We start from the raw sequence: 25,850 nt of genomic DNA, 5'->3' as shown, positions 1-25,850 counted from the left end.
CTATGAGCGTTTTTTCACCCTGATGTCACGATGACTAATGACTAATGACTAATGACTAATGACTTTAGCAAAAGCATCTTTAGCGGCGGCTTGTTCTGCCGCTTTTTTAGAGCGCCCTTTTCCTTCACCCAATTGCTGACCTTGAAACCAAACTTGGGCAGTAAAACGATTCTCATTTACCTCAACGGTATTGGTTTCGGTAAGGCGATATTCGGGTAAACGTTTATAGTGAGCTTGAGTCCATTCTTGGAGAGCATCTTTATAGTTTTGGCGGGCGGGATCTTTAAGAATTTCTTCAGTTAATCGCTGAAAATGAGGATCAAGCCAAGGGCGAATTAATTCTAAGGTGTGGGTACTTAAATAGAGTGCGCCTAACATCGCTTCAAAGGCATCAGCCCGTCGTGAAGTCTCACCCATTTTATCAGCCGCCGCGCTGGGAGCTAGGAGCAAGTATCGCTCCAGTCCGTACTCTTGAGCCAATTGAGCCAAGACGCGATCGCTCACTAACACGGAACGAATTGCCGCAAAGTCACCGACTTTAGCGTTGGGATAGGTTTCAAATAATAACTCTGAGGCAGCAATTCGCACCACAGCATCCCCGACAAATTCCAACTGATCATAGTTCACATCGGCGGACATACTGGGGTGAGTCAGCGCCAAGTCGATTAGATACCATTGAACAGGTGCATTGTCAAGTAATCCGAGCTTTTGCACTAATTTTTGCAGTTGTTTGTGTCGTCTGGGGTCAATGGTCATAATTCATTTATGACTTGTGTTCAAGGGCGGGTTTAGTTAAGTTATTGGTTTTTGTCAAACGTTATCAGTGAAAAGAGCCCCTACAATAGACTGATGACTAGAAGGGAGAGAGTCGGACGTAAGCCGGGTTCTGTTCTCCTAGCTAACTACTAGGAGGGTGGTTATCTATCTGGGACGTCTGTTACCAGACGCCTCTAGCGGCTCTTTAAGCAGGAACTGGTAAAAGACCAACCGTAGTTCCTAACGACCTTGCACCCAACCGGGGTTTACCGAGCCAGCACCTCTCGATGCTGCTGGTGCGCTCTTACCGCACCTTTGCACCCTTACCAATTTGTCAATTGTCCTTTGTCTTATGTGCTTTTTTATAGACATTAAGACTAGTGACTCATGACAAATTGGCGGTATGTTTCTGTGGCACTATCCTCACGGTTACCCGCACTGGGCGTTACCCAGCAAGTTTGGTCTTTCGGGAGCCCGGACTTTCCTCAGATTCACCGTTAGGGTGAATCCGCAACCACCTGCGCCGACTCTCTCCTTATTCTCTATTTTAACCGCTGTGGGCTATTTATTGAAGCAGATAACCGTAATTATTTGGGTTGCAAGGCGAGGGCTAGTGCTTTTTGCCAAGACAGATTTTTGGCAATGAACTGACAGCGTAGGTTGCAGGAACGTCCACCTACATTTGCCTCCGATATTTTCAAGAATAAGCGCAAGTAAAAATAGTCGGTTTTGTCAGCTGCTGCTTGCAGCTTTTTGGGATCAAAAAGGGGGGAACCGATCTTTTCATCGCTGATCTCTTCTTTTAGAGTTTGACCGGGAAGAATCGTACTTGGTGACTGAGCGGCTGCCTCATTTTTGCCGGGAATCACGCGAATAGCTCGTCGTATCCGTTTATCAAAATCACTAATAAAGCACTGTTTCCAATCAATTTCAACGAAAACATCTTTAGATTTATTTTCAATACTCATGCATAATCGGTGCAGTTCATCCAATTCGTATTTCTCAGCGAATGAAAATTTTACGTTCAGAATATCCTGTAGCTTGTTGGCGGATAATTCCTTATTGAGATAGGCGGAATCAGTTTCAAAGTTTACGAGCTTATCTAGGGATTGAAAGGCTCGGTTAAAAACTAAGGCGACTACAATAAAATAAATTGTTAATACCAATACATTTCTGGCAACTTCGGTAGCTAAATCCATAAAATTATAACCCCTAATCAATACACAACAGGCAAGCAACTCGTGAAAAGTTATTAGTCAACAGTTAACGGATGACACTAATCAGGCTTGGTTAATCGAGAATCCTTGAACCAGCCGCGACGCCAAAAAAAGAAGCAGAGAGACGCCGCGATTGTGATCATTACTCCCCAACAGACAAAGTATCCCCAACGCCAGGTTAATTCTGGCATATATTGGAAGTTCATCCCATAAACCCCAGCGATAAAGGTGATTGGAATGAAAACCGTTGACATTACGGTCAATACTTTCATCACCTCATTCATTTTATTGCTAACTGAGGACAAGTAAACATCCATCAAACCTGAAGCTAATTCCCGATAGGTTTCCACCATATCCAAAACCTGAATTGTATGGTCATAACAGTCCCGGAGATAAATACGAACATCTGAACTAATCAAATCACTACCGTCGCGAATTAGTGAATTAATCGCACTGCGTTGGGGCCAAATCGAACGGCGTAACGCCAGTAATTCCCGACGAACCTGGTAAATTTTCTCCAGAGTTTGATGACTAGGGTTGAGAATCACTTCATCCTCTAAAGCCTCAATGCGTTCCCCATAGTCTTCTAGTACGGGAAAAAACCCATCAATGATCGCATCTAAGAGCGCATAAGCCAGATAATCCGCACCCGCTTGACGTATTTTACCCTTATTTGCCCGAATGCGATCGCGTACTGGTTCAAAACAATCCCGTTCTGGTTCCTCCTGAAATGTCAGCAAATAGGATTTCCCTAAGATAAAACTCACTTGCTCAATCCAGAACCCATCTTCTGTGGGTTTAGGCATGACCATCTGGGATATAATCAGTAACTGGTCGTTGTAATCCTCCAATTTTGGGCGTTGAGGAACATTAACAACATCCTCCAATAGCAGGGGATGTAACCCAAAAATTTGTCCCACACTTAATAAAATATCTTCACTGCCTAACCCCTGAATATCAAGCCAAGATACAGAGTCACTTGTCAGGTAAGGTATACAGGCGTCTGGGGTTAAATTGGTGACGCGATTGGCGTGGCTTTCGTTGTAGTCAATCAGAACGATGAATGATGGACAAGCATCTTCATCAATGCTTAAGGTTCCCGGTAGACTCCCTGGCTTATCATAGAAATACTCAAATAGATCTTCGTCGTCATCGTCATCATCTGATTTTGTGGCTAACCTGCCCCCTGGGAAACGTCGTTGTGTCATTTAGCGCTCCTTTTTATACTTAGGATAAGGATTATTCCGTGACTTGGCACAAAGATTTAGTTTAATCCATTCAACTTCTTGTTTTAATCCATCAGTATCCATCCAACCTACATATCCAGCAAATTTACAGTTATCTTTATCATCATAAACATAAATATAATGAACTTTAACCGGATTGACAACGAGGTATAGGATTCCACTCTTATCTGGAAAATTGAGCGACTGTAAAGTTCTATTGGTCGGACTATCTTTGGTAAAATCCAACATCTTCTTAGTCATGCCGCGAACTTTATCTAAACGATTAATCACATCTCGGATAATTCCTTGACTTCCCAGCATATTAGACGTAACTATATTAGCAGTTTGGGAACAATGCCAATAAGAACCATGAGCATCAGCGACACCTAATGCAAGTGCTGCTTCAAATTGACCAACAGCACGGGCAGCTTTTTCAGCTAGATTGGCATCAGTCGAGATATATTCATCTCGAAAAAAGATGTTATCAGAGAGTTGGAGATTTAAGCTTGACCGCAGCGGATAAGCAACCAAATCTGAGGAATGAATGATATTCCGCCATCTTAGCGGTTGGTTTTGATAACGATTGGCAAATTGTTTAAGTTTGTCTGGACTAACCTCTAACATCATATTCAGGAATAAAATGGGTGATCCCATTGTTGTTATGCTCTTAAGATGCACTTTTCTGATGTTTCCAGACTCGCTCAAGCCATGAATCACGGCTCGAATATCATGAGCTGGGTCTTCAGTGCTGAATCTATCGGAAAATAAGATATCCCATAGGATAACACTTCCCAGCGAGTGGGTAATGATATGGAGTTCTGTTTCTTGGGGATTCTTAGTCAGGAAATCGGATAGCTGTTGGGCAATCAGCTTTCTGATAGCAGCACCGCGTTCAGGATTTAGGTAACTTAAAAAATCTCCGCCGAACTCTGATAGGAATCCTTCCCGAAATTCTCGATAACGGAAAATATCATCTGGGCTAGTTTGGGGATATTCTCTCTTAAGTTCCTGCAAGTCTTGATGAATACAGTTCCATATCTTGCCAACATCCTTTAGGACATTTGCCCAAAAACAAGAATAAAAATGGGGACGAGATTCTCCTAGTTGATCAAACTCTTCCTGAATGAGACGTTGTAGTGGCTCGGCATATCTGACGTTGGATGTGGCAACACCATGAATAAAAAATACGAGCATAGTTTAATCCTTCTCTGCCATCGTCTCATCCAGTGTTACTCAAAAAATAGGCGATCGGCAAATTTAATAATAGGAGCCAAGAGAGTTCTTGGTGAATATCATGACCAAACGTCAAGTTGAGATTTTTACGGCTGACTGTTCTCTGTGCAATGAAACAGTTAAGTTGGTGCAAGAACTGACTTGTCCCAGTTGTGAGGTATCGATCTATGACCTACGAGAGAGTACCTCAACAGAGAAAGCCCAGCAGTATGGAGTCAATGCAGTTCCCGCGCGCGATCGCTATCAACGGAACACTTGTCCTCAGGGGCAAGCCTAATCGAGAAAAACTCCAAGCGGCTGGCATTGGTCAGCCCCTGTAGAAAGAGGCTTTTGAAGCATCTTCACTCTTAAAACATAGAAATTGACCACCAGATTCAAACACAAAAAATGACAACTAAGACGCAATCTGTAGAATCAAAAATTCACGATTCCCCAAACTGGTACAAACGTCTGTTTGCTTGGCTGATGGCTCACGGTACTGCCAAGTACGAAGCCCAAATGACTGACCAGAAGCAAGCCTTATTTGCTGACTTGCATGGTAATGTTTTAGAAATTGGTCCTGGTACGGGTCCTAACTTACCCTATTATCCGTCCGACATCCATTGGATTGGGATTGAACCGAACCCATTTATGCATTCCTATCTGAGACGAGAAGCAGAACGCCTTGGCTTAGACATTGACCTTCGCCGTGGAACCGCTGAACGATTGGATGTCGAGGATAACAGTATAGATGCTGTTGTCAGCACCCTTGTCCTGTGTTCAGTGGATAGTCTCGCCGCGACGTTACAGGAAGTCTTACGGGTTCTCAAGCCTGGTGGACGCTTCTTTTTCCTCGAACATGTGGCTGCGCCAGAGGGTACGAGGTTGCGGCGGGTACAATATTGGGTGAAACCCTTATGGAAAATTCTGGGTGATGGTTGCCGTCCCGATCGCGAAACCTGGGTAGCATTGGAGAATGCGGGGTTTGAGCGAGTGGATTACCAGCATTTTCGAGCAGACATTCCTGGGATTGTTAGCCCACAGATTATTGGTGTAGCAACCAAGAAAGACAACTAGGATCACAGCAGATGGTTGGAGTAGACATTTCCAATCATTAATCAAAAAGCAGCCTGTCCAACTAGACAAGCTGCTTCAGTCATGAACTATAGGAGATGGGTGAGGACTACATCATACCCATGCCGCCCATGCCGCCCATGCCACCCATGCCGCCCATGCCGCCCATGCCGCCCATGCCGCCCATGTCAGGCGCTGCGGACTTCGGCTCAGGTTTCTCGACAACCAGGGCTTCGGTGGTTAAAACCATCCCGGCAATGGAACCGGCATTCTGAAGTGCTGAACGCACAACTTTAGCGGGATCGAGAATACCCGCAGCAATTAAGTCTTCCAACTTGCCCGTTGCCGCATTGTAACCGATATTGCCTTGGCTCTCTCGGACTTTCTCGACAATCACCGCACCTTCAACCCCAGCATTATCTGCCATCTGACGCAGGGGGGCTTCTAAGGTTTTGGCAACAATATCCGCACCGATTTGTTCTTCAGCATCCAGGCTAGCTTTGATGGCATCAACCTTAGAAATTAAGCGAATCAACGTGGTTGCACCACCAGGAACAATCCCTTCATCGATCGCGGCTTTGGTGGCATTCAGGGCGTCTTCAATCCGCAGTTTGCGATCTTTGAGTTCTGTTTCTGTGGCGGCACCCACTTTAATCACTGCCACACCACCTGCAAGTTTAGCAATCCGCTCTTGCAGTTTCTCTTTATCGTAGTCAGAATCGGTTTCGTCAAGCTGTTTGCGGATTTGAGTAATGCGCTTTTCCACTTCTGACTTGGTGTCACCACTGGCGACAATGGTGGTTGAGTCTTTGTCAATGGTGATTTTCCGCGCCGTTCCCAGCATATCAGTAGAAGCGGTATCTAAGGTGAGACCGATTTCTTCGGAAATGAGCTGACCCCCAGTCAGAACGGCAATATCTTGCAGCATCTGCTTGCGGCGATCGCCAAATCCTGGCGATTTGACGGCGGCGACGTTGAGAACCCCCCGTGCTTTGTTTACCACCAGGGTGGCTAAGGCTTCCCCTTCGACATCTTCAGCGATAATCAGTAAGGGTTTGCTGGCACGGGCAACTTTTTCCAGGATGGGAACTAATTCTTGGATGTTATTAATTTTTTTATCAGTAATCAGGAGATAGGAATCTTCAAATTCCACCGTCATCCGTTCCTGATCACTGACAAAGTAGGGCGACAGATAACCCCGGTCAATTTGCATCCCTTCCACGACTTCAAGTTCAGTGGAGAGCGATTTTGACTCTTCTACGGTAATTACTCCATCCTTGGTTACCTTGTCCATCGCCTCGGCAATCATTTGCCCGACTTCCTCGTCGTTCCCGGCGGAGACGGTGGCGACTTGCGCGATCGCATCGCCAACGACGGGTTGAGCCATGGACTGAATTTCTTTAACCAGATGATTAATGGTTTTCTCAATCCCTCGACGTACAGCCACTGGATTGGCACCAGCTGCAACGTTTTTGAGTCCTTGCCGAATCATCTCCTGTGCCAGAACGGTAGCGGTTGTGGTACCATCGCCGGCAATTTCTTTGGTCTTGGATGCGACTTCTCGAATCAGTCGCGCACCCGTATTTTCTAAGGGGTCTTCCAGTTCAATTTCTTGGGCGACGGTGATACCATCATTAACAATCTGGGGAGCGCCAAAGGACTTCTCTAGCAGCACATTCCGCCCTTTGGGTCCAAGGGTAATCCGGACTGCATCTGCTAGAGCATTGACTCCCCGTTCTAAAGCTCGCCGTGATTCTTCGTTAAACGAAACGATTTTTGCCATAGGGTTCCCAATACTTACTCGTTACTCCATTAGCAAATTTAGCACTCTTGTTACGCGAGTGCTAATTCTGGTGCGGTTCGGTTATTACGGTAGAAGGCAGGAAGCAGGAGGTAGGAGGGTAAGAGGTGGTGTGGAGTCAGCGCTGAAACTCAGTCCCCGTTAGGATAGAGAGAGTCGAGTTGCTTTTTAATTGTTATGACAGAAACCAAACCTCTTGACGAAATTATTCAACGACTGGATGCCCTTTCTCTAGAGCAGTTGTTAGAGGCTAGGACAAAAATCGATAGTTTGATTCAATCCAAATATACCTTAATGAAATCAAAAGATTTATTGAATACCGAGAATATTCGTAAGGATAATATTCCAGTATCTCTTTATCGAGATGTTTGTCGAGATATTTTGGCAAAACTTGAAAAAATAACTGATTCAGCCTATACAATCTCGAAAATATCGAACGATCCAAGTGTTAATTATAGTCTGAGTTTCATTGACCAATCTTCACTCCCAGAAACGGAAGATAATTCCCTAAAGGATGTCATCGAACTGGTCAATGGCTGGATGGCTGATGAGTCGGGATACGATGAAGAAACCTATCCTCAAATTGAGGCGGGTCTAAATCATAATCGGTTATCCTTGTAAAACTCAGATGACTAGAGCTGTATTGTTAGATACTCATCCATTGAGTCAGGTTGTACATCCGAGGATAAAACCAAATGTCATCAATTGGTTGCAATCTTTACAAAATCAGGAAACAGCTTTACGGGTTCCAGAAATAGCCGACTATGAACTTAGACGCGAATTATTAAGGTCTGGAAAACGAAAGAGTATTGATCGTCTCAATCAGATCAGCAAACCTCCCCGCTTTATCCCCCTGACTTCTTTAACAATGCGAAAAGCCTCAGAATTATGGGCGTGGGTACGAAACCAAGGTCAACCTACTGCAAGTAATGATAGCTTAGATGGCGATGTCATCCTTGTCGCCCAAGCAATCTTTCAGTTAGACAATTTTGATGAAGTGGTAATTGTCACAACAAACATTAAACACATATCGCGCTTTCAAGGTGAAGGGATAAGTGTTTGGGATTGGGAGCAAGCGCTCCAAGACTTAAGCTGAAGTTTATCAATTCGTCATTCGTCCTTTATCGGTGGGGAGGGCGGGTTTTTTTTGTTCCGTTATTGGTGAAGATGGCGGTTTTTTTTGTTCCGTTATCGGTGACTAGCTGAATTGATTCCCTAAACCCGCCCCTACAATTGTCCCTAAACTCGCCCTACAATTGACTTATTACCTATTCATTTAACCATTGTAAAAGGTCAGATTCACTGATTTGATTAATCCCTAATTCTTGGGCTTTTTCTAATTTAGATCCGGCATCTTCACCAAGGAGCAAATAGTCCGTTTTAGAACTCACTGAACTGGTTACTTTCCCGCCAGCTTTTTGAATTAATTCTTTTGCCTCATCTCGCTTCAACGTGGGTAATGTCCCGGTAATCACAAAGATTTTCCCCTGCAACGGTTGAGATGTGGCTTCTGTAGACACGGATTTTAGTTCACCCGTCAGTTGCAAATTTGCCTCTCGCAGTCGATTGATTAAGGTCTGATTACTGGGAACTTGAAACCAATCATAAACCGATTGGGCAATTTCCGATCCAATTCCATAGACGCTTTCAATATCAGTAATACGGGCTGCGGCTAATTGGTCTACACTAGGAAACTGTTGCGCTAAAATTTGAGCATTCACAGTACCCACATAGCGAATCCCTAAACCATACAAAACTCTTGACCAAGGTTGAGTTTTGGACTGTTCAATTTGGTGAATCAATTTCTGAGCGGATTTTTCACCCATTCGTTCTAAAGAGGTTAACTGATCTAAAGTAAGTTGATAAAGATCCCCAACGGAATGGACTAAACCGGAATCAACAAGCTGATTCACCAGCTTTTCTCCTAACCCGTTGATATCCAATGCACTACGACTTGCCCAGTGGTTGAGTGAACCTTTGACAATCGCGGGACAAGACGCATTAATACAGCGGGTTACCGCCTCCCCTGGGGGACGCACGACGGGTTGATGGCACACCGGACAATCAGTAGGCATTTGTACGGGTTTAGCATCGGGTGGACGTAATTCTGGAAGCACCCGCACGACTTCGGGGATAATTTCCCCGGCTTTGCGAACAATGACGGTATCACCGATATGAAGATTTAATTCCTTGATGCGATCGCGGTTATGTAAAGTAGCGCGTGAAACCGTTGTCCCGGCTAGCTGTACGGGTTTGAGTTCCGCCACTGGAGTTAACGCCCCAGTTCGTCCCACCTGAACTGTAACATTTTGCACCAGTGTGGGGGATTCTTCGGCGGGATACTTGAGTGCGATCGCCCATCGGGGAAACTTTTGGGTAAAGCCTAATTGTTCTTGTAGCGAAAACGAATTCAGCTTAACCACAACCCCATCAGTCATGTAGGGTAAACCACGCCGTTGACTATCCCAATATTGATAATACTCCTCCACCTCTGCTAGAGACGCGCAACGTTTCCGATGGGGATTCACCCGGAATCCCAAATCACGCAGAAATTCCAAAGCTTCCCATTGGGAGTTCAGCGTTGGCACTGTTTCCAGTTCCTCTGATCCGGGAAGATGTAAGGTATAGGCAAAGAAATCCAACTGTCTGCGATCGACTATTTTTGGATCTAATTGCCGCAAAGTACCCGCCGCCGCATTCCGAGGATTGGCAAATAACGCTTCCCCTGCGGCTTCTCGTTCCCGATTAATCCCTTCAAACACATCCAAGGGCAAAAATGCCTCGCCTCGCACTTCTACAATTGGCGGCGGTGTTTCCGTACTTAACCGTAAAGGAATCGAGCGAATCGTGCGAATATTCTGGGTAATATCTTCCCCCGTGACACCATCGCCCCGTGTAACTCCCCGCACCAATATACCGTCTTTGTACGTGAGTGCGATCGCGGAACCGTCTATCTTCAGTTCACAGATGTATGCAAACTCCTTGATATCCGGCGCATAACGTTGCCACCGTTCTTGCCACTTCGCCAACTCCTCTAAATTAAACGCATTCTCTAAACTATAGAGGGGGATATTATGGCGAACCGAGGAAAATTCTGATGCAGGTTTCTCTCCCACGCGCTGAGTCGGACTATCCGGCGTAACTAATTCAGGATACTGGGTTTCTAGGTCTTGCAGTTCCCGATAGAGTTGGTCATAGACGGTATCCTCCATCATGGGATTGTCGAGGACATAGTAGGCATAACTCGCTTGTTGCAGGAGGTTTCGCAGTTCTTGAACCCGCTGCTTGACATGGGTCATTTGTCTTTCGTCCTTCGTCATTTGTCCTTCGTCCTTCGTCATTCTATAAAATCTTATTCCCAATACTTCCAATCCCTCTGCGTCCCTCTGCGCTTTCCCTCTGCGTCCCTCTGCGTTAAAAAACCACATAAACTTGGGCGTTTACCCGCACTGAACAGCATCCAAAAATACTCAATTCATTTAACTAATCTTTAATAAAATTCAGCGGTTATACTCGGTAAATAAGCGACTTGTATAATCATTAAACAGAATACCGGAACTCTCAATGTGGAAATCATCTGTCGAGTCACTAAACGCGGGTCGGATTCAGAAGATTTCTCTTCTGTCCAATAGTAACCCAATTCTCTACTCAGAAATCATCCAGCTATGGCAGCATAATCAAGCTTTTCGGGCATTCTTCATCTCCCTACTCGCCGATGCTCCATTTTCCGCCTTTTTCTGGGAAACACCGGCTATCAGCGACGCGACTGTAAACCAGGTATTCGAGTTTGTTCTAGTTGATAGTCCATACCTGGCAAATGTACAAGCTGATCCCAGTGATTTTGCCCGCCATTTTGCCGCCGCAGGAGAGAACGAGTCAATTATTACTTTTCCGAATCTGGGAAACGATGCGTTGCTGGTTGTTCCTTGTCCACAAGCCTCTACCTCTCCATACTGCCATCTGGCGGCTTTTATGCGTGAGGCACCCGAACATCAGCAGCACGCCTTGTGGCAAAATGTGGGGTCAGCGTTAGAACAACGGCTTGATGAGCATCCCACCTGGTTAAGCACCTCTGGTTTAGGGGTGTATTGGTTGCATATCCGGCTAGATTCACGACCGAAGTACTACACTTACCAACCATACAAAGTTATTTAAACTTTACCCTGACATAAGACACTGAAATTGAGTAGATTCTCTGTTACCTGTGATTAAGACATGACTCAAACTAAAATTGATTTCCCCCCTGCCTTTCCTGACCATACCCAACTACCCGAATCTGATGGTACGTTTGTGAAGAATTTCCAAGAACATCCTCAAAGCCTAATTTTGACCGATTCCATTGGTCTAGTTTTGCAGCAACTCCATCCCGATGGTGACTATGCTATTGGGCAAGACTGCGGTATCTACTGGCGCGAAACCGAACCCCCAGAAAAAGGTGCAGAGGCTCCCGATTGGTTCTATGTTCCCAATGTTCCCCCATTACTGAATGGTGAAATCCGTCGTTCTTATGTTCTCTGGCGGGAATTAATGGCACCAATGATTGCCTTAGAATTTGCCAGTGGCAATGGAGACGAGGAACGAGATGCTACACCCTTATCAGTTTCCGCTGAAGGAGAAACCACTAAACCCGGTAAATTCTGGGTGTATGAACGGATTATCCGCATTCCCTACTATGGCATTTTTGAAGTCAAAAATAGAAAACTTGAGGTTTATAATTGGCTAAATTTTTCTTATCAAAAACTCCAACCGAATGAACGGGGTCACTATCCGATTACGCCCTTAGGAGTAGAACTGGGACTTTGGCACGGGACTTATCAAAATCAAACTCAATATTGGCTGCGTTGGTGGGATAGTGAAGGCAATCTTTTGTTAATTGGTGAAGAACGCGCCGAACAAGAACGTCAACGCGCCGAACAAGAACACCAACGTGCCGAACAAGAACGCCAACGTGCCGAACAAGAACGCCAACGCGCCGAACAAGAACGCCAACGCGCCGAACAAGAACGCCAACGCGCCGAACAAGCCGAGCAAAAAGCAGCAAGATTGGCAGAACGATTAAGAGCCATGGGCATTGACCCGGATTCAGAATAGATAGAGTAGAGATGTCGTGGCGTGGCACACCTAAATTGATAGATTAATGAACTGTAGGGGCGCACGCAGCGTGCGCCCTTTTCGATACCGCATCAGACGGGAAATTACGATAAAGCATTTTTGCTGTCGTGACGTACAGCGTTTTGGTGGGGGCGCTTCCGGTTGTAGAATAATAGGGTAAAATTCCCGCCCAACCAATTGAGTCTTCAGAAAATACAGGAGGAATGAACCGCAGATGCAGGAACACCAGGGTCATCCGAGCATCCTATCTCAAGACTGGTCATGGTCCTTTTGGTTTCCTGTACCCCTGTATCCTTATGGCAAACGACGAACTATCCGTGTGGAAGTGGTGAAGAATAGGATTTGGACGTTTGACCAGATTCAGGGCATTCTCTATGTGGTTGTACCCATTCGCATGACGGTGATTAAGCTGGATGCTGGGGGTTTGTTGGTCTATGCGCCTGTTGCACCAACTCCGGAATGTATCCGGCTGGTTCAGGAATTGGTGGCAGAGCATGGTGATGTTAAATATATCATTCTGCCCACGGTTTCGGGTATTGAGCATAAGGTTTTTGTGGGTCCGTTTGCCCGGAAGTTTCCCCAAGCCCAGGTTTTTGTTGCGCCGCACCAGTGGAGTTATCCTCTGAATTTGCCCCTGAGTTGGCTGGGTTTTCCGAGTAAGCGTACCCATGTTTTACCCGCAGATAGTCGCCAAACTCCTTTTGCGGATGAATTTGATTATGCCTTACTCGGTCCTGTGGATTTGGGATTGGGACTCTTTGCCGAAGTGGGATTTGTGTACAAGCGATCGCGCACGCTACTGGTGACGGATACTGTAGTTAGTGTACCCGAAGATCCCCCTGCGATCGCGCAACTTGATCCCTATCCCTTATTATTCCACGCCAGAGATCATGCCTTAGATATCGTTATCGATAATCCGATGACTCGCCGCAAGGGATGGCAACGCATCTCACTGTTTGCATTTTACTTCCGCCCCAGCGCCTTGGACACAATACCCTTCACTCAGGCATTACGGGAGGCGAGAAAGGCACCGGATTGGTCAAAGCAAGCCTATTTCGGTTTATTTCCCTTCAAATGGAAACCCGGTTGGCAGAAATCCTTTGACGCCTTGCGGGGAAATGGGCGTCCCTTTGTCGCGCCAATTCTACAAACTCTGATTCTCAACCGCGCCCCCAAAGAAACTTTGAACTGGGTGGATAAGGTAGCCAGTTGGGATTTTGAACGGATTATTTCCTGCCATTTTGAGGGTTCAATTGCGGCAAATTCGGATCAGTTTCGTCAAGCGTTTGGGTTCCTGGAACCGGATTTAAAGGTTAGTGAAAATGGCGGGAATCAAGACAATCATCCGTTACCAGATAATGATTTTGAACTTTTAAGGCAAATCGAAGCAACGTTAAAGCGACGGGGTATTTTACCACCCGTTTCCTAGATACGATGAAGCTCATGATGTCTACAGTCATAAATTGAGTCCAGTTGATCCTCTTTTGGGGGAAATAATGTGGGTTCACAATCGCTGTCAAGTTGACGAATATCAATAACACAATTCCTTTGACCAGTCTTGATGCCCTCGTCCTGAATGACATTGAAACTGGGAACCAACCCAAGTAATCTGCCAACCATTCTGTTGCCATTTTAGTTCAATACGGGTACGTTTACTGCGAACAGAATCATCGGCTAGTCCGATGGTGGTATACTCAACAATTGTCGGATCTTCGGTTCGGTTTAGGGCATAGTTGATCATGATATCCTCTTGCTGTCTTCCTTCAAGAGATTCGGGACGACTGAGGAGTTGTCCCGCTAGCGATCGCGGATTCATATCGTTAATATTATTACGCTGGATAAAGTCAGCAACGTTGGTTTCCTGATATTGCGATCGCCGATCCACGACTTGCGATCGCGCCATAAGGCTATAAGTGGTTTGTGTGGCAACTATTGCCATTAGAATGGCAACTTGTTTTAACATATTCGATTCAATCGTTTCTCGTTGTTTAGCCGTTAAGCACAATTCATATCTTTCTTGAAGCATCAGTTTTCTAAATAAATTTTTTAACGAATTTAATGTGATTTTTTTGTCTACAAGAATTGAAAAATCAGTAATCGATATTACACGAGTATGTTTTTATTGTAGCCAAATTTATTGTGAGTCCACTTAAAATTTTATTCCTCATATTCTACCCAACTATTCGGTGTTTCTGAGACAGCAACTTTGAGTTGTACGCCTTCGGGAATGCGTTTTTTGGTTTCGTCATAAATGTATTGAGCGATCATTTCTGCGGTGGTTTCATATCCCTCTGGTAATATTTCATTAAGAATTCCGTGATCTAACCCGCCCCTACACATAAATAAAAATTAGGTTTCCCGAAGGTTGTGAAGGCTCAGAACTTAAAATTAAACACTCAAAAATTAACACTATTTCAGATCTCACTGCTGATTTGATATAACAACATGGGTTCGTCAATTCCTCTTAAGAGGCGATGTTCACTGTTAGTAATTTGTAATTGCAAATGATTTTTGACCGCTTCATACACTATCCAGGAAATACAAATTCCACCTGGTTTTGCCTGAGATTGTAAACGGGCGGCAATATTGACGCCATCTCCCTGTACATCGGTTCCGTTGAAAAAGACATCGGCTAAGTGAATGCCAATGCGATGCTGTAATACCTCTTGGGTAGGTAATCCTCTGGCGGCGAGGGAGAGGGTTTTTTGAATAGTTTGGGAACAATCAACGGCTTTAACGGCGGAGACAAAGTACATGAGTAATCCATCGCCCATGGATTTGAGAACCTCTCCTTCAAATTGGTGGCATAATTTGGTCATCAGTTTGAGATCACGATGAATGGCGGCTAGGGTGGGTTGCTGGTTTTCATGCTGCTTTTGGGTAGAGTCTTTGATATCGGTAAAGACAATAGCGGCTAGGACATTATCCCCCAGAGAATGGGGAATGATTCTGCCTCTGTATTCTTTTGTGTCTTGACTTTGAAGTTTTTCGAGATGCAGTCGTTCGCGAAAATACTGGCGGTATAAATCGTTGCGAATACTCACCTGATTTCCCAGCAGATAGACTAATCCCATACTATTGAGTTTAAACGCGATCGCGCCTTTTAGCTGCACCGGGCGATTGGCTTCTAGAACTTGGGTTAGGGCGTCGGCTAAGTCGGGATGTTTCTCTAAATGCCAGCGATGTAAGCGCAAATGATCTGCATAGATTCCGGTTTCAGTAGGGGCGTCTTCTAGAAGTTTACTTAAGGTAATATCCTGACGGGCAATTTTATACAATGCTAATCGGATGAGATGGGGATGTCCGCCTACCATTGCCATCAGTTGTTTGACATCATTCCAAGTGAAGTCTAAACTATGTCGCTGGGCTAAATCTTCCACCTGATGGGCGTCAAATTCGGATAATTCAATCGGTAATCCGACATTAAAGGGGGATTGGTCATTACTTAGGGGAATATAAACTTCTGTCCCATGGACAATAATCAGGCGAAAGTTTTTCCAAATTTCATGTTGTTTTGCCTTTTCATGCCAAGCCCGAAGTAAGCCGAAAAAGTCATCGGCGACATGTTCGTGAGGGAAAATTCGGTCTACGGCATCGAGTCCTAAAACCAGGGGAGTTCTGAGTGTGGGTAATAGATACTTTTCAAAATAATTGGTACAGTTTTTTTTACTGCCCAGAAACTTACTCCAACGGTTTTCTAACTGAATGGGTAGGTGTAAGTCATCGGTAACGGTAGCACAAAACCATTGCAGGAATTGATTTAAATCCGCAAAGACTTCCCGTTCAGCTAATTCAAAGTTTAAGGCGACAGACCGACATCCTTGTCGTTCGGCGTGATACAGTAATCGCACCATTAGGGAGGTTTTACCCATTTGTCGTGGCGCTTTTATCCGAATCAAACTTCCTGGCTTACTGATTTCTTCATAGGCGCGAGATTCATCCCCTGGACGTTCGACATAGCAGGGTGAGGCTAAATCAAGCTGTCCTCCGGGTAATTCCCAGATGGGGGATGGGAATGTGGTTGTACTCAGGGGGAGAGGTGGTGGGGGGGTCAGAGTATTGGACTTGTCGGTATCTGCGTCTGGTAATCCTTCGAGGATTAAACGTAAACTTTTTATTGTAACTCGTTTCCCGGTGACTTCAGATAACTGTTTCCATAACTTGGGCGCTAAATCTCGCTGGACGGTATTCTGGCTATAGCCCATGACTTGAATGGTTTTGAGTTTTTTGCCGGCTAAGGCTTGACTCAGGATAGTCTTTTGGGCATCGTTAAGTACGCTTCCTGTCTTCTGGGCAATCCAGTGATCTGCCAATTCGAGCAGTTTTATGACATCTACATCTGCCATCTGGCATTCCAATTCCTACCTCTGATGACTACGCTAGCATAAAACTGAATTTTCTGAATTTTCTGAATTTTTTGAATAATCTGAAGGTTAGGTTCAGTGAAAGTTCTGAATTTTTTGACTAAAAGTGCTGAATAAGAAAGCGAATCAATTTATGCTGATTTTTTTACCATTAAAGCATAAACTGTGGCGTTGCTGTCTTACAAGTAATATTAAGTCCGGTTGAATAGATAGCAAGAGGAGGCGATTGAAATCGCTGCTACACAAACAAAGTCCGCCTGCGCGGACTGGGTTATAACGGGGGTAGCTAACCCGGATTTGGTATTAGTCAGGGGGGACGGCGATAGCTAGGGGGGTTTATCCGTGGAGTGATTGATGGGATTCCTCAATGCCAAAGTGTTACAAGAAATTAGAACTCTCCTTCAAAGTTATACTCGATCCAAAATAGAGACGAATGGGAGAGTCATGCTGGATTGGTTTGCGGCTTGGGGTGTCTATTCTGTTACTGGCTTTGTGTTTCGGGAGGTGTTAACGCCTCTGGCGAAGGGAACGCTGGAAGATTACACTAAAGATTTTCTTAAGGATTGTATTCGGGATTTTTCTGGGTGTTTTGAGGACGATACGCTGAACACGGTTGTCGGGAAAGCCTTGAAAGAGTTTCTGGTGTTGGTTCAGCAGGAGTTAGAAGATGCTGAGGTGTCAGAGGTGGAGGTGGAGGAGTATTCTCCAGGGTTAACTAAGTTTATTCACAATTCATCGGTGAAGGGGATTCTGGGGAGTGGGTTTCAGGATGAGTGTTCGAGTTTGGATACGCAGGGGTTGGGGAATCTATGGTATCAGCTTAACCTGCGATCGCTCCCTGAAAATTTTGATTGGGAACAGGTGGGGAAGCGGTATCTCAGAAAAGTCAAGGCGTTAATCCGGGAATCGCCTGAGTTGCGGGAGATTTTGGATTCCCAGAAGTTGGACGCGATCGCACGCTATACTCAGGAGTCTGCGGGGATTATACCAGAGTTTGATTTGCGCCGCTATCAGGAGGGTTTACGAGAATCCTATGGCAATCTCCGATTAGATAGTTTGGATACCACAGGCTGTGCTTATAATGCCCTGAAGTTATGGCGAATATTTATAGCACAAAACGTGCGAAAAGTCCATGAAGTTTTGCCGCAAGTGTATGAATTGCCCAAGGAATATCAGCTGCGATCGCGGGAGACGGATCAATTAGATCCCGATTTTCAGTTCGGGGAATTAGACCGCTATCAACGGGTCTATTCAGAAGCGCCGATACAGTCGGTTTTGGATGTTATTAATGATAAACGAAATTATCCCTATCTGGTGATTTTAGGTGATCCGGGTTCGGGGAAGTCTACGTTATTACAATATCTGGCATTAATGTATGCCCAGTCGCCCCTACAGAATGCGATTTCTCTAGCGATTCCGGTATTAATTGAATTACGCACCTATATGCGGAATCGGGATTTAGGACAATGCCAGAATTTCTTAGAGTTTTTGCATCAAAGTAGTGGGGCGATTTGCCATCTGAATCAGCATCAACTCCAGGAACAGTTAAAAGCGGGGAATGTGTTGATGTTGTTTGATGGCTTGGATGAGGTATTTGATCCGGGAAAACGAGAGGATGTGATTACTGATATTCATCGCTTCACCAATGAGTATCCAGATGTGCAGGTGATTGTCACCTCTCGCGTGATTGGGTATAAGCCGCAGCGATTACGGGATGTTGGACTTTAGACTAATGTCACATGCTAATTCTGAACCGATAGCAGGGTAACCAAACCCAGTTCAACAGTTGCTAACGCTAAATCATTCTGTATGTTATAGGTTATAATGGAGTTCTGTGTACAGCTAAAAAAGAATATGTTTGAGTGTGTCATTGAACTCGTAATACCACTAAAACTTGTGGATGCAACAGAAGACGAAAAATACACAACGCAACGCATTGCTACATACGGCTTTGACCCTGGATTACAGGTCAGTGATCAAGTTTGGATTAATGATGAAAAACGAACTTATGGCACATCGCAAGATGAGAATATCCATTTTCTAGCAGCAGTCACAAAGCGTCAAAAGGAAGTGATTCCGGGTCGAAAGTCTCGATCTGAGCAAGACCTCTTCAGACTCGTGATAACCCTTGAAGCGGCTGACAAAGACCACATAGCTAGAATTGCTGAGATTATGAGAAGGCTTAATCCAGGTGAATTTCAAGACTGACCTTGGCAATGATTACAACAGGATTTAAACAACCAAATTAAAACCTATGGAAAATACTCACTATTACTCTATACGCACAGAAAAAAATACAGACTTCAAGTTTGAGCTACCAATGCTTATTTGGTCGTTTCGTGAAGTTTATGTAGAAAAATTCTTAAAAAAAGAGTGATCCGATAAAATTGAGAGGACGGGTGTTGTTGATTTATACAGCAGGTCGCCCCTACAATAGGTTATATTATTTCGGGTAAAATTCGCCCTGATTTATACATCAAAAAAGACAGGTAAAGGTGGCGAATATTCCCATTTTTGCGATACCATAAAATTTGCTAGTCATTCTTTTTTATAGGCGTTTCTACCTGCATCGGCGGAATCTCATCTGCTGTTAAGGTGACGATTTTTCCATCCCGCCAAATGCTAATCGATTGACCGAGCCTGCGGTGTCTTTCAATGGCTTGGGCAACGGCGGATTTGACTCCAGCATCAATTTTCTCTGATAATGAACTAGGTTCACTCATATTAACCTCCTAGAATTTGGTTAAGAATGTCTTGATCATAGATAACGGGTTCCTGGTTAATGCCGCATTCAGCAATTAACTGAGGGACTTCACTAGAGTTATTATAAATCCTCCAGGTATCACACAAAGGTAAAAACAACTCAACCAAGTTTTTTCGTCCTCTTTCATAGCGTCGGCGAATTACATCTTTCGGAATAGAATGTCCTCCACTCTCCACCCGCCGCCGCACTCTTGCGATGGCTAATTCTGGGGATTTTAACCAGAAATAAATGAGATTAATGGTATAGCCTTTAGTTTTACAGTTTCTTAGAAATGAAGCATAGGTACGTGAAGCGAGAGTTGTTTCAAAGGCGAAGTTAGCGCCAGAATCTGATAAAATGCGTAAACGCTCTACCATTAAGCGTCCAGCTTGGATGGCAACTGATTCGGGATTGAGAGGGGAGAGTCCAGTTGCAATGGCATCGGCATTAACATATTCAAAAACGTCTAAAAAGTTGGGTAATACGATTAAAGCCGTTGTGGTTTTTCCTGAGCCGTTGGCACCACTAATCATATAAAGTTCAGGCATTAGATTGAGTTTGTAGTAATGGTTTTATCCTGTAGCTAAATCAGGGCACGATAATATCGTGTCCCTACCGAATCAATGATTTCTAATCGGTGGTAGGGGCATGGCATTGCCATGCCCTATCTATTATCTCTGGCTTATCTCATTAGTCCGCGTAGGCGGACGAAAGTTTGTATAGCCGCGATTTTAATCGCCAGGGCTTAAGTTGAGACTTCTGCATAAGTTCCAGTCGCTTAGAGTTAGATCCGACTGAACAACCCTTGATTCTCGCCAATCAATCTTAAACTATGGAGGTACAACCCTTGAGACGATATCCTCGCCCACGTAGCCCCTGATACACGAGTGATGAGCAACGAATTGAGCGCCGTAAGAATCCCTACTAATACAGCCTCCCGATATTGGAGTGCGATCGCGATTGATGCAGCCGGGAGACGCCAAGTCCGGGAAATTACCACAGCTAAGGCATTTTTCCTGGAATCATTCCCTGATTTTACCCCAGATACTCAGGTATCAGATACCCAGGTTCAGCGTCAACTCTGGTACTGGATGCATGAAGCTGGGGGAGCTGGGGGAGCAGGGGAAGCCGGGGGAGCTGGGGGAGCTGGGGGAGCAGAGGGAGCAGAGGGAGCTGGGGGAGCAGAGGGAGCCGGGGAAGCAGGGGGAGCAGGGGGAGCTGATCAGAGTAGTATGGCTCAACTTTGCCTCAAATGCTTTATGTCTGGACAAATTGACTACGTTTGTCGGGGGTTAGCTAGTCGGTTTGGTGCGGAACATGGCTTTACCAGTACCGATTTATTACCCTTTGTCTTAGACGAAGACATCGGTAAACCCCACCGCCATTCTCCCACCTACCAATCCTTCCTGGATGAAATCTTACAGAGTTTTGACCCCGAACAAAGCAGCCTCGCCACTTGGACAACTCGTCGAGTGAAACACCATAAACCCCTAAATCAGTTTCTACTTGAACATGGGATTTATCTAGTTAGTGATTGGGCAATCCTAAACGATACCAAACCCAAACAACTACACCGTATTTTCGCCGAGTTTCACCAGTTAACCCCACCGGAAATTCAACGCGCCCAACAGCTTCTCGATGCTTATCACGCCGTCTACCGCAGCCAACGCCTAAAACAACGTCTCGCTGGAGTTAAAGGAAAATGTCACCCCCCCACCCCCGAACAATTACAGCAAATGGCGCAATGTCTCTCCCTTCCCCTACGCCCCGAAACCCTCCTCAGCCAACTGCAACTCATCGCCTCTCGACTGCGTGACTACCGAATTTATGTACGCGGTGGGATGTTAAAAAGCCAATCTTTGGATGCAACCCCGAATGAACCTATAGATATTCCCTATTCTGAACCCACACCCGATGAACAAAGCGAATTTTTAACCGCCTATCGCCAACAATTTCTTCAGGGTTTAGATACAGCCATCGCCCAAATAACTCGCGATCGCACGACGAAATTACAGCGCCGAGATTCCCAGAAAGCCCAACAGTTTCTCACGGCGTTGCATCTGTTTCACTGTCAAGGACAATCCATGTCCGATATTGCCCGAAACTTTAACTATAAAGGACAATTTCAAGTTAGCCGTCTACTGAAACTGAAAGCCTTTCGCGCCGATATTCAACGGGAGTTACTGGTTTATTTAAGCGATCGCATCCTGGAGGAAGCCCAACGCTATACCACTATCCAACGCCTGCAAACCATTCATCAACAGATTCAAGACGCGATCGCGCAACAAGTAACCCAGGTGATCGAAGACGCGGCGACAGAAGCTAGTACCGCCACCCATGAACGCCATCATAAGACCCACAGTCTCTTTACCCAAAGACTCTGCCTTTATCTGGATAACAGGAGTAATGTATCATGACTTTCTACTCAACGACTCAACCGGGGCTTGATGGTGACGCTTTCGCCATTGAAACCATCCAACTTTCTGACGATGCGATTAATCAAGCCATTCACCTCGCCCAACCCATTGCCAACGAACAACGCCAATGGCAAACTTATCTTAATGCTTTAGCTTTATTTGGTTTCGAGGAATGGTTAGCCGAACGCAGTTGTGAGTTAACGGTAAATCGCGATCGCACGTCCCTGTTCGATCCGGCTACAGCAAATCTCATTGAAGCCGTTTGCCATCTTAATGTAAATGGGTTTAACCTCTGTCTGATTGCCCAAGGTAGCCTCATCGATGATCAGGTATCCTTACCCAGAACCGTTGTCGATATCCCCGAATTTATCCCCCATTTCTACGTCGTCGTAGACGTACAAGAGGAAGAAGAAACAGCCGTGGTTAAAGGGTTTCTCTCCTATCCCCAGCTAATCGAACAACGGGATACTCTGGGGTTAGCGGTTGAGGATGATTGGACTTATTCATTCCCCCTCAATGCCTTTGATTGCGACCCGAATCATCTATTATTAGAATTACGCTGTTTAAACCCCAGAGCCATTCCCCTCCCCCCAATACCCAATGATCGCCGCCTGCAACTTGCCCATAAGCGATCGCAACTCGAAACCAAACTCCCCCAATTCCAGTCTCCGGCGTTCCAACTGTGGCAGATTTTAACCTGGGAACAAGCTACCCTAGTGCTAACCCGTTCTGAGTTACGCACCTGGCTGTATCAATTGCAAACAGATCCCCAAAGCCAATCTATCCTACAGAACTACCTATCTGATTTACTCAGCCGATTAACCCGAAACGTGATCAATGTGGGACGCTGGTTACAGGATGAATTAGACGAACTCGCCCAAGAACTCTCCTGGCAACTCCTGCCTAGTTTAACCCCAGCTAGCGCCATGCGATCGCCTACCGCCGAATTGGATGCGATCGTGCAACAACTGGAGTATAATAATCTCCAGATTCCGCCTCAAGCTAAGGGGGCGTATCATAATCTCCAGGTAGCAGACACACCCCTACGCTTGTATGCGATAACGTGGCCCCTATTATCTGGAACAGTCCCCGAATGGGCGTTACTGCTCATTTTAGGCACACAGTCCCCAACGGGTTTCCCAGAAGGTTTAACATTACGGATTAGTGACCAAACAGCGATTTTAGTCGAACAAGAGTTAGATGCAAGTAGTTCCTATTTCTTTACCAGTGTAGTGGGAACGAGGCAAGAGACATTTAGCGTCACGATTCGTTTAGGATCGGATATTGAACACACCCTGCCTGCCTTTGGTTTCAATCTCTAGGATTAGGCATAATGGAATAGGTCAAGCCCTGAAGCATCCGCCCGAAGTTCAAACTCGCGGCTAAGAGCTACTGTTAAAATGGACTAAAACTCTTATGTAGTCGTCTAAAGGCGACTTGAGCTTAGGGTTACTTAGATTTTAAGCCAAGGCGATTGTTAAATTTTGCCTTCTGCTTCTGTCATCTGCCTTGTTCTGGTGTCATCTGCTCGATCTCGTAGACTATTGTTTTAGCCCCATGTATTTGTCCTTACCCCAACGACTTAACTCACTCAGCTTGGCGACAGCGACGCTGCTGTTGACATTCCTATCGCCGATTTCCCTATCTCCTTCTATGTCTGTGTCTCTATCGACGCAGGTACAAGCACAAACCCCTCAAGATCAGGTTAATGAAGCCGAACAGTTGCTAAAGGAAGGACGTGATCTGTATCAGCAGGGTCAAGCGCAGGCGGCGTTAAATCGACTGCAACAGGCGTCAGCGTTATTTGAGACAGTCAAAGCCCCCCAGGGAAAAGTGATGACTCTGACGCAAATGGGTCGAGTGTATGACAGTCTCAACCAGTACGAGAACTCCTTAGAGGCTTATCAGCAGGCGTTAGAGATTGCCCAAGAAATTAACGATCGCCAGGAGGAAGCCATCATCCTCGATTATATGGGACTCGCCTATAACAATCTACAGCAGTACAATGATGCGATCGCTCATCATCAGAAATCACTGAAACTCTTCCAAGACATCGGCAATCGCCGCAGTGAAGGCATTGTTTTGGGCAATATTGGCATCGCCTATCTGGCACAAGATCAAGATGCACAAGCCTTACCCTTTCTCCGAGATGCTTTAGTCATTTATCGTGAAGTTGAGGATAAACCGGGAGAGGGCATCATCCTGGATTACTTAGGATTAGCCTACGGTAAGATGAATCAGTATGCCGAGGCGTTAGAGTCTCACCAGCAAGGATTAGCGATTTTTGAAGAACTAAACATTCCGCGATCGCAAGCCATAACCTTGTACAATATTGGTACAGTTTATAGCCAGCAGGGACAAGTGAAAATGGCGCAAGAGTCTTATCAAAAAGCCTTAGCCATTTTTGAACAAGTCGATGATTCAGAAGGGATTAGAGCCACCCGTTATCAAATGGAAACACTTGAACAATAACTCGTCAATTCCCCAATCAGGAATGATCAATGACCAATGGCAACGAACCCATCTCCAAAACCGAAGCCAAGCAACTCCTGGAACGTTTAATTTTTAGCGATGAACGTCCTCAAGACTGGGTACAGGATGTTTGGGGATTGAGTCCAACCTTAGGAGAAAGTGGTGCAAAATTGCTAGAGGTATTTGAAGCGTTGATTGAATGTTGTCCTGACGATAAATTGGAAAATTTAATCCAAATTTACTATCAAGACAAGTTTTAAAGGAAACACCCGATTCAATTAACGCCTACTTCTCGAAAGCAGTCTTGACACATCAGCATGCATCAGGGCAATATTTGGGTCACGTTGAATCGCTTGATAGTAACGTTGCTCTCGATTTGTCCCCGCTTCATCAGGAGAAACCAGAGAACGGGCTTCGTCTAACAGTTCATTTGCCTGATGCAACGTTATCGGCTCTTTTGCACTCAACGCTTCATCAATCTGGACAATAAATTGAGAGAAAGGGCGTAGCCAACTAAACCATTCATCTTGGACAACCAATTGAAAAAACTCTCCTTTTGAACGAATACGCCCATGAAACCGTTCATACATATCGCGTTCCGAGTCGAGAAGTGCTTTATGCAGTTGCAGCAGCGCCCCACGCACATCGCGCAGGCGTTGAAATGGTAGGTTTGCGGGAGGATAGGTAAAAGACATGAACCAGAATTGCGATCGCTACTTTCTTTATCTTAGAGTGAAATTAACCCTGTGTAGCGTGTCATTCGCTTCCGCGTGAAGTTAAATCCCGATAATACCTTAACCCTACAGTGGGAATAATTCGTCTTTTATCATCTATCCCTATCAACGAACCCTCTATTACGTCTACAAAAACCCAGCGAATCCAGCCGTTCAAGCTTTCTTGGGTTATGCGAATTCACCCCAAGGTAAGCAACTGATATCAGCAGGAAATTGAGTGGGAGCATGAAGCGTGAACGCAGAAAATGTTTAAACTAGAAGCTAACAAAAAATGGGGCGGTAGCCCACCCCACAGATATCAATGATTGCTCACTGAACGTTTAAGCCGGATCAGAAACAGTTAAATCCGTTGCCACAATCCCAGGAAAGGTTTTGTTAATGTTTTGATCAACATTACGATAGCCGACAGAGCCATCGGACTTACGGAAGTAAATTCCCCCTTCTGATTGAGGATCACCGATTAACTGCACCCGATTGTCCAGATCGTTATAAACATCCCAACGGGTGTAAGGATCCGGTGCCCAACGCGCCCAACGTCCATCCGTGGTAATTGCCCACAGTCGCCCATTTTTACCTACAGCAATCTGTTTAGCGGTAATACCAGGAAAGGTTTTATTAATGTTTTGATCAACATTACGATAGCCAACAGAGCCATCGGACTTACGGAAGTAAATTCCCCCTTCTGATTGAGGATCACCGATTAACTGCACCCGATTGTCCAG

24 protein-coding genes, 1 other RNA gene and 3 pseudogenes are annotated in these 25,850 nt (G+C 45.2%); 14 read left to right on the top strand and 14 right to left on the bottom strand.

Going from position 1 to position 25,850, the window contains the following annotated elements; genetic code table 11:
• Positions 1-48 precede the first annotated feature (48 nt).
• The 5 genes from rnc to ACLGGO_RS19000 form a co-directional block, all read right to left on the bottom strand.
• Positions 49-756: a ribonuclease III gene (gene rnc, locus ACLGGO_RS19020; protein ID WP_446420489.1), complete on the bottom strand. Its 708-nt coding sequence runs from the start codon at positions 754-756 to the stop codon at positions 49-51.
• A 103-nt stretch (positions 757-859) separates the two neighbouring features.
• Positions 860-1,288, bottom strand: an RNA gene (gene rnpB / locus ACLGGO_RS19015) — RNase P RNA component class A.
• 55 nt (positions 1,289-1,343) lie between these two features.
• Positions 1,344-1,955, bottom strand: coding sequence for a hypothetical protein (locus tag ACLGGO_RS19010; protein WP_446420488.1), 612 nt, complete (start codon positions 1,953-1,955; stop codon positions 1,344-1,346).
• 77 nt (positions 1,956-2,032) lie between these two features.
• Positions 2,033-3,181 carry a magnesium/cobalt transporter CorA gene (corA, locus tag ACLGGO_RS19005; RefSeq protein WP_446334130.1) on the bottom strand — a complete coding sequence of 383 codons (1,149 nt, stop codon included), beginning with the start codon at positions 3,179-3,181 and terminating at the stop codon, positions 2,033-2,035.
• A complete protein-coding gene (locus ACLGGO_RS19000; RefSeq protein ID WP_446420487.1) occupies positions 3,182-4,393 on the bottom strand; it encodes a hypothetical protein in 1,212 nt (403 codons plus the stop codon).
• A gap of 100 nt (positions 4,394-4,493) precedes the next feature.
• On the opposite strand from ACLGGO_RS19000, the pseudogene ACLGGO_RS18995 reads away from it, so the two are divergent.
• Both ACLGGO_RS18995 and ACLGGO_RS18990 read left to right on the top strand, forming a co-directional pair.
• Positions 4,494-4,752, top strand: a pseudogene (locus ACLGGO_RS18995) (thioredoxin family protein).
• Positions 4,753-4,819: 67 nt separating this feature from the next.
• Positions 4,820-5,488, top strand: coding sequence for a class I SAM-dependent methyltransferase (locus ACLGGO_RS18990; RefSeq protein WP_446420486.1), 669 nt, complete (start codon positions 4,820-4,822; stop codon positions 5,486-5,488).
• Positions 5,489-5,594: 106 nt separating this feature from the next.
• On the opposite strand, the gene groL is transcribed toward ACLGGO_RS18990, so the two are convergent.
• Positions 5,595-7,268, bottom strand: coding sequence for a chaperonin GroEL (gene groL, locus ACLGGO_RS18985; protein ID WP_446420485.1), 1,674 nt, complete (start codon positions 7,266-7,268; stop codon positions 5,595-5,597).
• Between the two features lie 195 nt (positions 7,269-7,463).
• Here groL and ACLGGO_RS18980 point away from each other — a divergent pair, with 195 nt between their 5' ends.
• Positions 7,464-7,907, top strand: a complete 444-nt coding sequence (locus ACLGGO_RS18980) for a hypothetical protein (RefSeq protein WP_446420484.1) — start codon at positions 7,464-7,466, stop codon at positions 7,905-7,907.
• Positions 7,908-7,914: 7 nt separating this feature from the next.
• Positions 7,915-8,382: a hypothetical protein gene (locus ACLGGO_RS18975; protein WP_446420483.1), complete on the top strand. Its 468-nt coding sequence runs from the start codon at positions 7,915-7,917 to the stop codon at positions 8,380-8,382.
• Between the two features lie 172 nt (positions 8,383-8,554).
• Here the strand turns inward: ACLGGO_RS18975 and ligA are convergent, their stop codons facing one another.
• Positions 8,555-10,606, bottom strand: coding sequence for an NAD-dependent DNA ligase LigA (gene ligA, locus ACLGGO_RS18970; RefSeq protein ID WP_446420482.1), 2,052 nt, complete (start codon positions 10,604-10,606; stop codon positions 8,555-8,557).
• 244 nt (positions 10,607-10,850) lie between these two features.
• Here ligA and ACLGGO_RS18965 point away from each other — a divergent pair, with 244 nt between their 5' ends.
• The 3 genes from ACLGGO_RS18965 to ACLGGO_RS18955 all read left to right on the top strand — a co-directional run bounded on the left by ACLGGO_RS18965 (position 10,851) and on the right by ACLGGO_RS18955 (position 13,827).
• On the top strand, positions 10,851-11,441 hold the full coding sequence (locus ACLGGO_RS18965; protein WP_446334123.1) for a DUF6940 family protein: 591 nt from the start codon (positions 10,851-10,853) through the stop codon (positions 11,439-11,441).
• Between the two features lie 60 nt (positions 11,442-11,501).
• Positions 11,502-12,377 (top strand): Uma2 family endonuclease, encoded by an 876-nt coding sequence (locus ACLGGO_RS18960; RefSeq protein WP_446420481.1) that lies wholly within the window; start codon positions 11,502-11,504, stop codon positions 12,375-12,377.
• Positions 12,378-12,612: 235 nt separating this feature from the next.
• Positions 12,613-13,827 carry a DUF4336 domain-containing protein gene (locus tag ACLGGO_RS18955; protein WP_446420480.1) on the top strand — a complete coding sequence of 405 codons (1,215 nt, stop codon included), beginning with the start codon at positions 12,613-12,615 and terminating at the stop codon, positions 13,825-13,827.
• Between the two features lie 102 nt (positions 13,828-13,929).
• Here ACLGGO_RS18955 and ACLGGO_RS18950 read toward each other — a convergent pair whose 3' ends face one another.
• From ACLGGO_RS18950 to ACLGGO_RS18940, 3 genes and pseudogenes are all read right to left on the bottom strand, one after another.
• A complete protein-coding gene (locus ACLGGO_RS18950) occupies positions 13,930-14,424 on the bottom strand; it encodes a hypothetical protein (protein WP_446420479.1) in 495 nt (164 codons plus the stop codon).
• Between the two features lie 131 nt (positions 14,425-14,555).
• Positions 14,556-14,732: pseudogene (locus ACLGGO_RS18945) on the bottom strand (6-pyruvoyl trahydropterin synthase family protein); the annotation flags it as partial.
• Positions 14,733-14,812: 80 nt separating this feature from the next.
• On the bottom strand, positions 14,813-16,744 hold the full coding sequence (locus ACLGGO_RS18940) for an AAA-like domain-containing protein (protein ID WP_446420478.1): 1,932 nt from the start codon (positions 16,742-16,744) through the stop codon (positions 14,813-14,815).
• A 462-nt stretch (positions 16,745-17,206) separates the two neighbouring features.
• On the opposite strand from ACLGGO_RS18940, the gene ACLGGO_RS18935 reads away from it, so the two are divergent.
• Entirely contained in the window at positions 17,207-18,490 is a 1,284-nt protein-coding gene (locus tag ACLGGO_RS18935; protein WP_446420477.1) for an NACHT domain-containing protein, read from the top strand.
• 168 nt (positions 18,491-18,658) lie between these two features.
• Positions 18,659-18,970: a hypothetical protein gene (locus tag ACLGGO_RS18930; RefSeq protein WP_446420476.1), complete on the top strand. Its 312-nt coding sequence runs from the start codon at positions 18,659-18,661 to the stop codon at positions 18,968-18,970.
• Between the two features lie 326 nt (positions 18,971-19,296).
• Here ACLGGO_RS18930 and ACLGGO_RS18925 read toward each other — a convergent pair whose 3' ends face one another.
• Positions 19,297-19,485 carry a hypothetical protein gene (locus ACLGGO_RS18925; protein WP_446420475.1) on the bottom strand — a complete coding sequence of 63 codons (189 nt, stop codon included), beginning with the start codon at positions 19,483-19,485 and terminating at the stop codon, positions 19,297-19,299.
• A 1-nt stretch (position 19,486) separates the two neighbouring features.
• Entirely contained in the window at positions 19,487-20,053 is a 567-nt protein-coding gene (locus ACLGGO_RS18920; protein WP_446334115.1) for a zeta toxin family protein, read from the bottom strand.
• A gap of 342 nt (positions 20,054-20,395) precedes the next feature.
• Here ACLGGO_RS18920 and ACLGGO_RS18915 point away from each other — a divergent pair, with 342 nt between their 5' ends.
• The 4 genes from ACLGGO_RS18915 to ACLGGO_RS18900 all read left to right on the top strand — a co-directional run bounded on the left by ACLGGO_RS18915 (position 20,396) and on the right by ACLGGO_RS18900 (position 24,654).
• On the top strand, positions 20,396-21,922 hold the full coding sequence (locus ACLGGO_RS18915) for a hypothetical protein (protein WP_446420474.1): 1,527 nt from the start codon (positions 20,396-20,398) through the stop codon (positions 21,920-21,922).
• Positions 21,919-23,244 (top strand): DUF1822 family protein, encoded by a 1,326-nt coding sequence (locus ACLGGO_RS18910; RefSeq protein ID WP_446420473.1) that lies wholly within the window; start codon positions 21,919-21,921, stop codon positions 23,242-23,244. The genes ACLGGO_RS18915 and ACLGGO_RS18910 overlap by 4 nt, the downstream gene beginning before the upstream one ends.
• A gap of 235 nt (positions 23,245-23,479) precedes the next feature.
• Positions 23,480-24,394: a tetratricopeptide repeat protein gene (locus ACLGGO_RS18905; protein ID WP_446420472.1), complete on the top strand. Its 915-nt coding sequence runs from the start codon at positions 23,480-23,482 to the stop codon at positions 24,392-24,394.
• Between the two features lie 29 nt (positions 24,395-24,423).
• The gene (locus ACLGGO_RS18900; protein WP_446334111.1) at positions 24,424-24,654 is read left to right on the top strand and encodes a hypothetical protein; all 231 of its coding nucleotides are present in this window, start codon (positions 24,424-24,426) and stop codon (positions 24,652-24,654) included.
• Between the two features lie 18 nt (positions 24,655-24,672).
• On the opposite strand, the gene ACLGGO_RS18895 is transcribed toward ACLGGO_RS18900, so the two are convergent.
• Positions 24,673-25,089 (bottom strand): hypothetical protein, encoded by a 417-nt coding sequence (locus ACLGGO_RS18895; RefSeq protein ID WP_446420471.1) that lies wholly within the window; start codon positions 25,087-25,089, stop codon positions 24,673-24,675.
• A gap of 136 nt (positions 25,090-25,225) precedes the next feature.
• Here ACLGGO_RS18895 and ACLGGO_RS18890 point away from each other — a divergent pair.
• Positions 25,226-25,345: pseudogene (locus ACLGGO_RS18890) on the top strand (phosphate ABC transporter substrate-binding protein); the annotation flags it as partial.
• 103 nt (positions 25,346-25,448) lie between these two features.
• Here the strand turns inward: ACLGGO_RS18890 and ACLGGO_RS18885 are convergent.
• A partial coding sequence (locus tag ACLGGO_RS18885) for a hypothetical protein (protein WP_446420470.1) occupies positions 25,449-25,850 on the bottom strand: 402 nt, incomplete at its 5' end.

The organism is Coleofasciculus sp. (assembly GCF_046565525.1).
Classification (GTDB): Bacteria; Cyanobacteriota; Cyanobacteriia; order Cyanobacteriales; family Coleofasciculaceae; genus Coleofasciculus.
This window is presented reverse-complemented; position numbering and strand designations above follow the sequence as displayed.

What these genes read in the sequence shown, in the direction of transcription:
- ACLGGO_RS19010 (WP_446420488.1), bottom strand. Translation starts at nt 1,955, where the DNA reads ATGGATTTAGCTACCGAAGTTGCCAGAAATGTATTGGTATTAACAATT.
- ACLGGO_RS18915 (WP_446420474.1), top strand. Translation starts at nt 20,396, where the DNA reads ATGAGCAACGAATTGAGCGCCGTAAGAATCCCTACTAATACAGCCTCC.
- rnc (WP_446420489.1), bottom strand. Translation starts at nt 756, where the DNA reads ATGACCATTGACCCCAGACGACACAAACAACTGCAAAAATTAGTGCAA.
- groL (WP_446420485.1), bottom strand. Translation starts at nt 7,268, where the DNA reads ATGGCAAAAATCGTTTCGTTTAACGAAGAATCACGGCGAGCTTTAGAA.
- ACLGGO_RS18965 (WP_446334123.1), top strand. Translation starts at nt 10,851, where the DNA reads ATGTGGAAATCATCTGTCGAGTCACTAAACGCGGGTCGGATTCAGAAG.
- ACLGGO_RS18950 (WP_446420479.1), bottom strand. Translation starts at nt 14,424, where the DNA reads ATGCTTCAAGAAAGATATGAATTGTGCTTAACGGCTAAACAACGAGAA.
- ACLGGO_RS18895 (WP_446420471.1), bottom strand. Translation starts at nt 25,089, where the DNA reads ATGTCTTTTACCTATCCTCCCGCAAACCTACCATTTCAACGCCTGCGC.
- corA (WP_446334130.1), bottom strand. Translation starts at nt 3,181, where the DNA reads ATGACACAACGACGTTTCCCAGGGGGCAGGTTAGCCACAAAATCAGAT.
- ACLGGO_RS18920 (WP_446334115.1), bottom strand. Translation starts at nt 20,053, where the DNA reads ATGCCTGAACTTTATATGATTAGTGGTGCCAACGGCTCAGGAAAAACC.
- ACLGGO_RS18980 (WP_446420484.1), top strand. Translation starts at nt 7,464, where the DNA reads ATGACAGAAACCAAACCTCTTGACGAAATTATTCAACGACTGGATGCC.
- ACLGGO_RS18975 (WP_446420483.1), top strand. Translation starts at nt 7,915, where the DNA reads ATGACTAGAGCTGTATTGTTAGATACTCATCCATTGAGTCAGGTTGTA.
- ACLGGO_RS18940 (WP_446420478.1), bottom strand. Translation starts at nt 16,744, where the DNA reads ATGGCAGATGTAGATGTCATAAAACTGCTCGAATTGGCAGATCACTGG.
- ACLGGO_RS18960 (WP_446420481.1), top strand. Translation starts at nt 11,502, where the DNA reads ATGACTCAAACTAAAATTGATTTCCCCCCTGCCTTTCCTGACCATACC.
- ACLGGO_RS18935 (WP_446420477.1), top strand. Translation starts at nt 17,207, where the DNA reads ATGCTGGATTGGTTTGCGGCTTGGGGTGTCTATTCTGTTACTGGCTTT.
- ligA (WP_446420482.1), bottom strand. Translation starts at nt 10,606, where the DNA reads ATGACGAAGGACGAAAGACAAATGACCCATGTCAAGCAGCGGGTTCAA.
- ACLGGO_RS18910 (WP_446420473.1), top strand. Translation starts at nt 21,919, where the DNA reads ATGACTTTCTACTCAACGACTCAACCGGGGCTTGATGGTGACGCTTTC.
- ACLGGO_RS18955 (WP_446420480.1), top strand. Translation starts at nt 12,613, where the DNA reads ATGCAGGAACACCAGGGTCATCCGAGCATCCTATCTCAAGACTGGTCA.
- ACLGGO_RS18990 (WP_446420486.1), top strand. Translation starts at nt 4,820, where the DNA reads ATGACAACTAAGACGCAATCTGTAGAATCAAAAATTCACGATTCCCCA.
- ACLGGO_RS18905 (WP_446420472.1), top strand. Translation starts at nt 23,480, where the DNA reads ATGTATTTGTCCTTACCCCAACGACTTAACTCACTCAGCTTGGCGACA.
- ACLGGO_RS18925 (WP_446420475.1), bottom strand. Translation starts at nt 19,485, where the DNA reads ATGAGTGAACCTAGTTCATTATCAGAGAAAATTGATGCTGGAGTCAAA.
- ACLGGO_RS18900 (WP_446334111.1), top strand. Translation starts at nt 24,424, where the DNA reads ATGACCAATGGCAACGAACCCATCTCCAAAACCGAAGCCAAGCAACTC.
- ACLGGO_RS19000 (WP_446420487.1), bottom strand. Translation starts at nt 4,393, where the DNA reads ATGCTCGTATTTTTTATTCATGGTGTTGCCACATCCAACGTCAGATAT.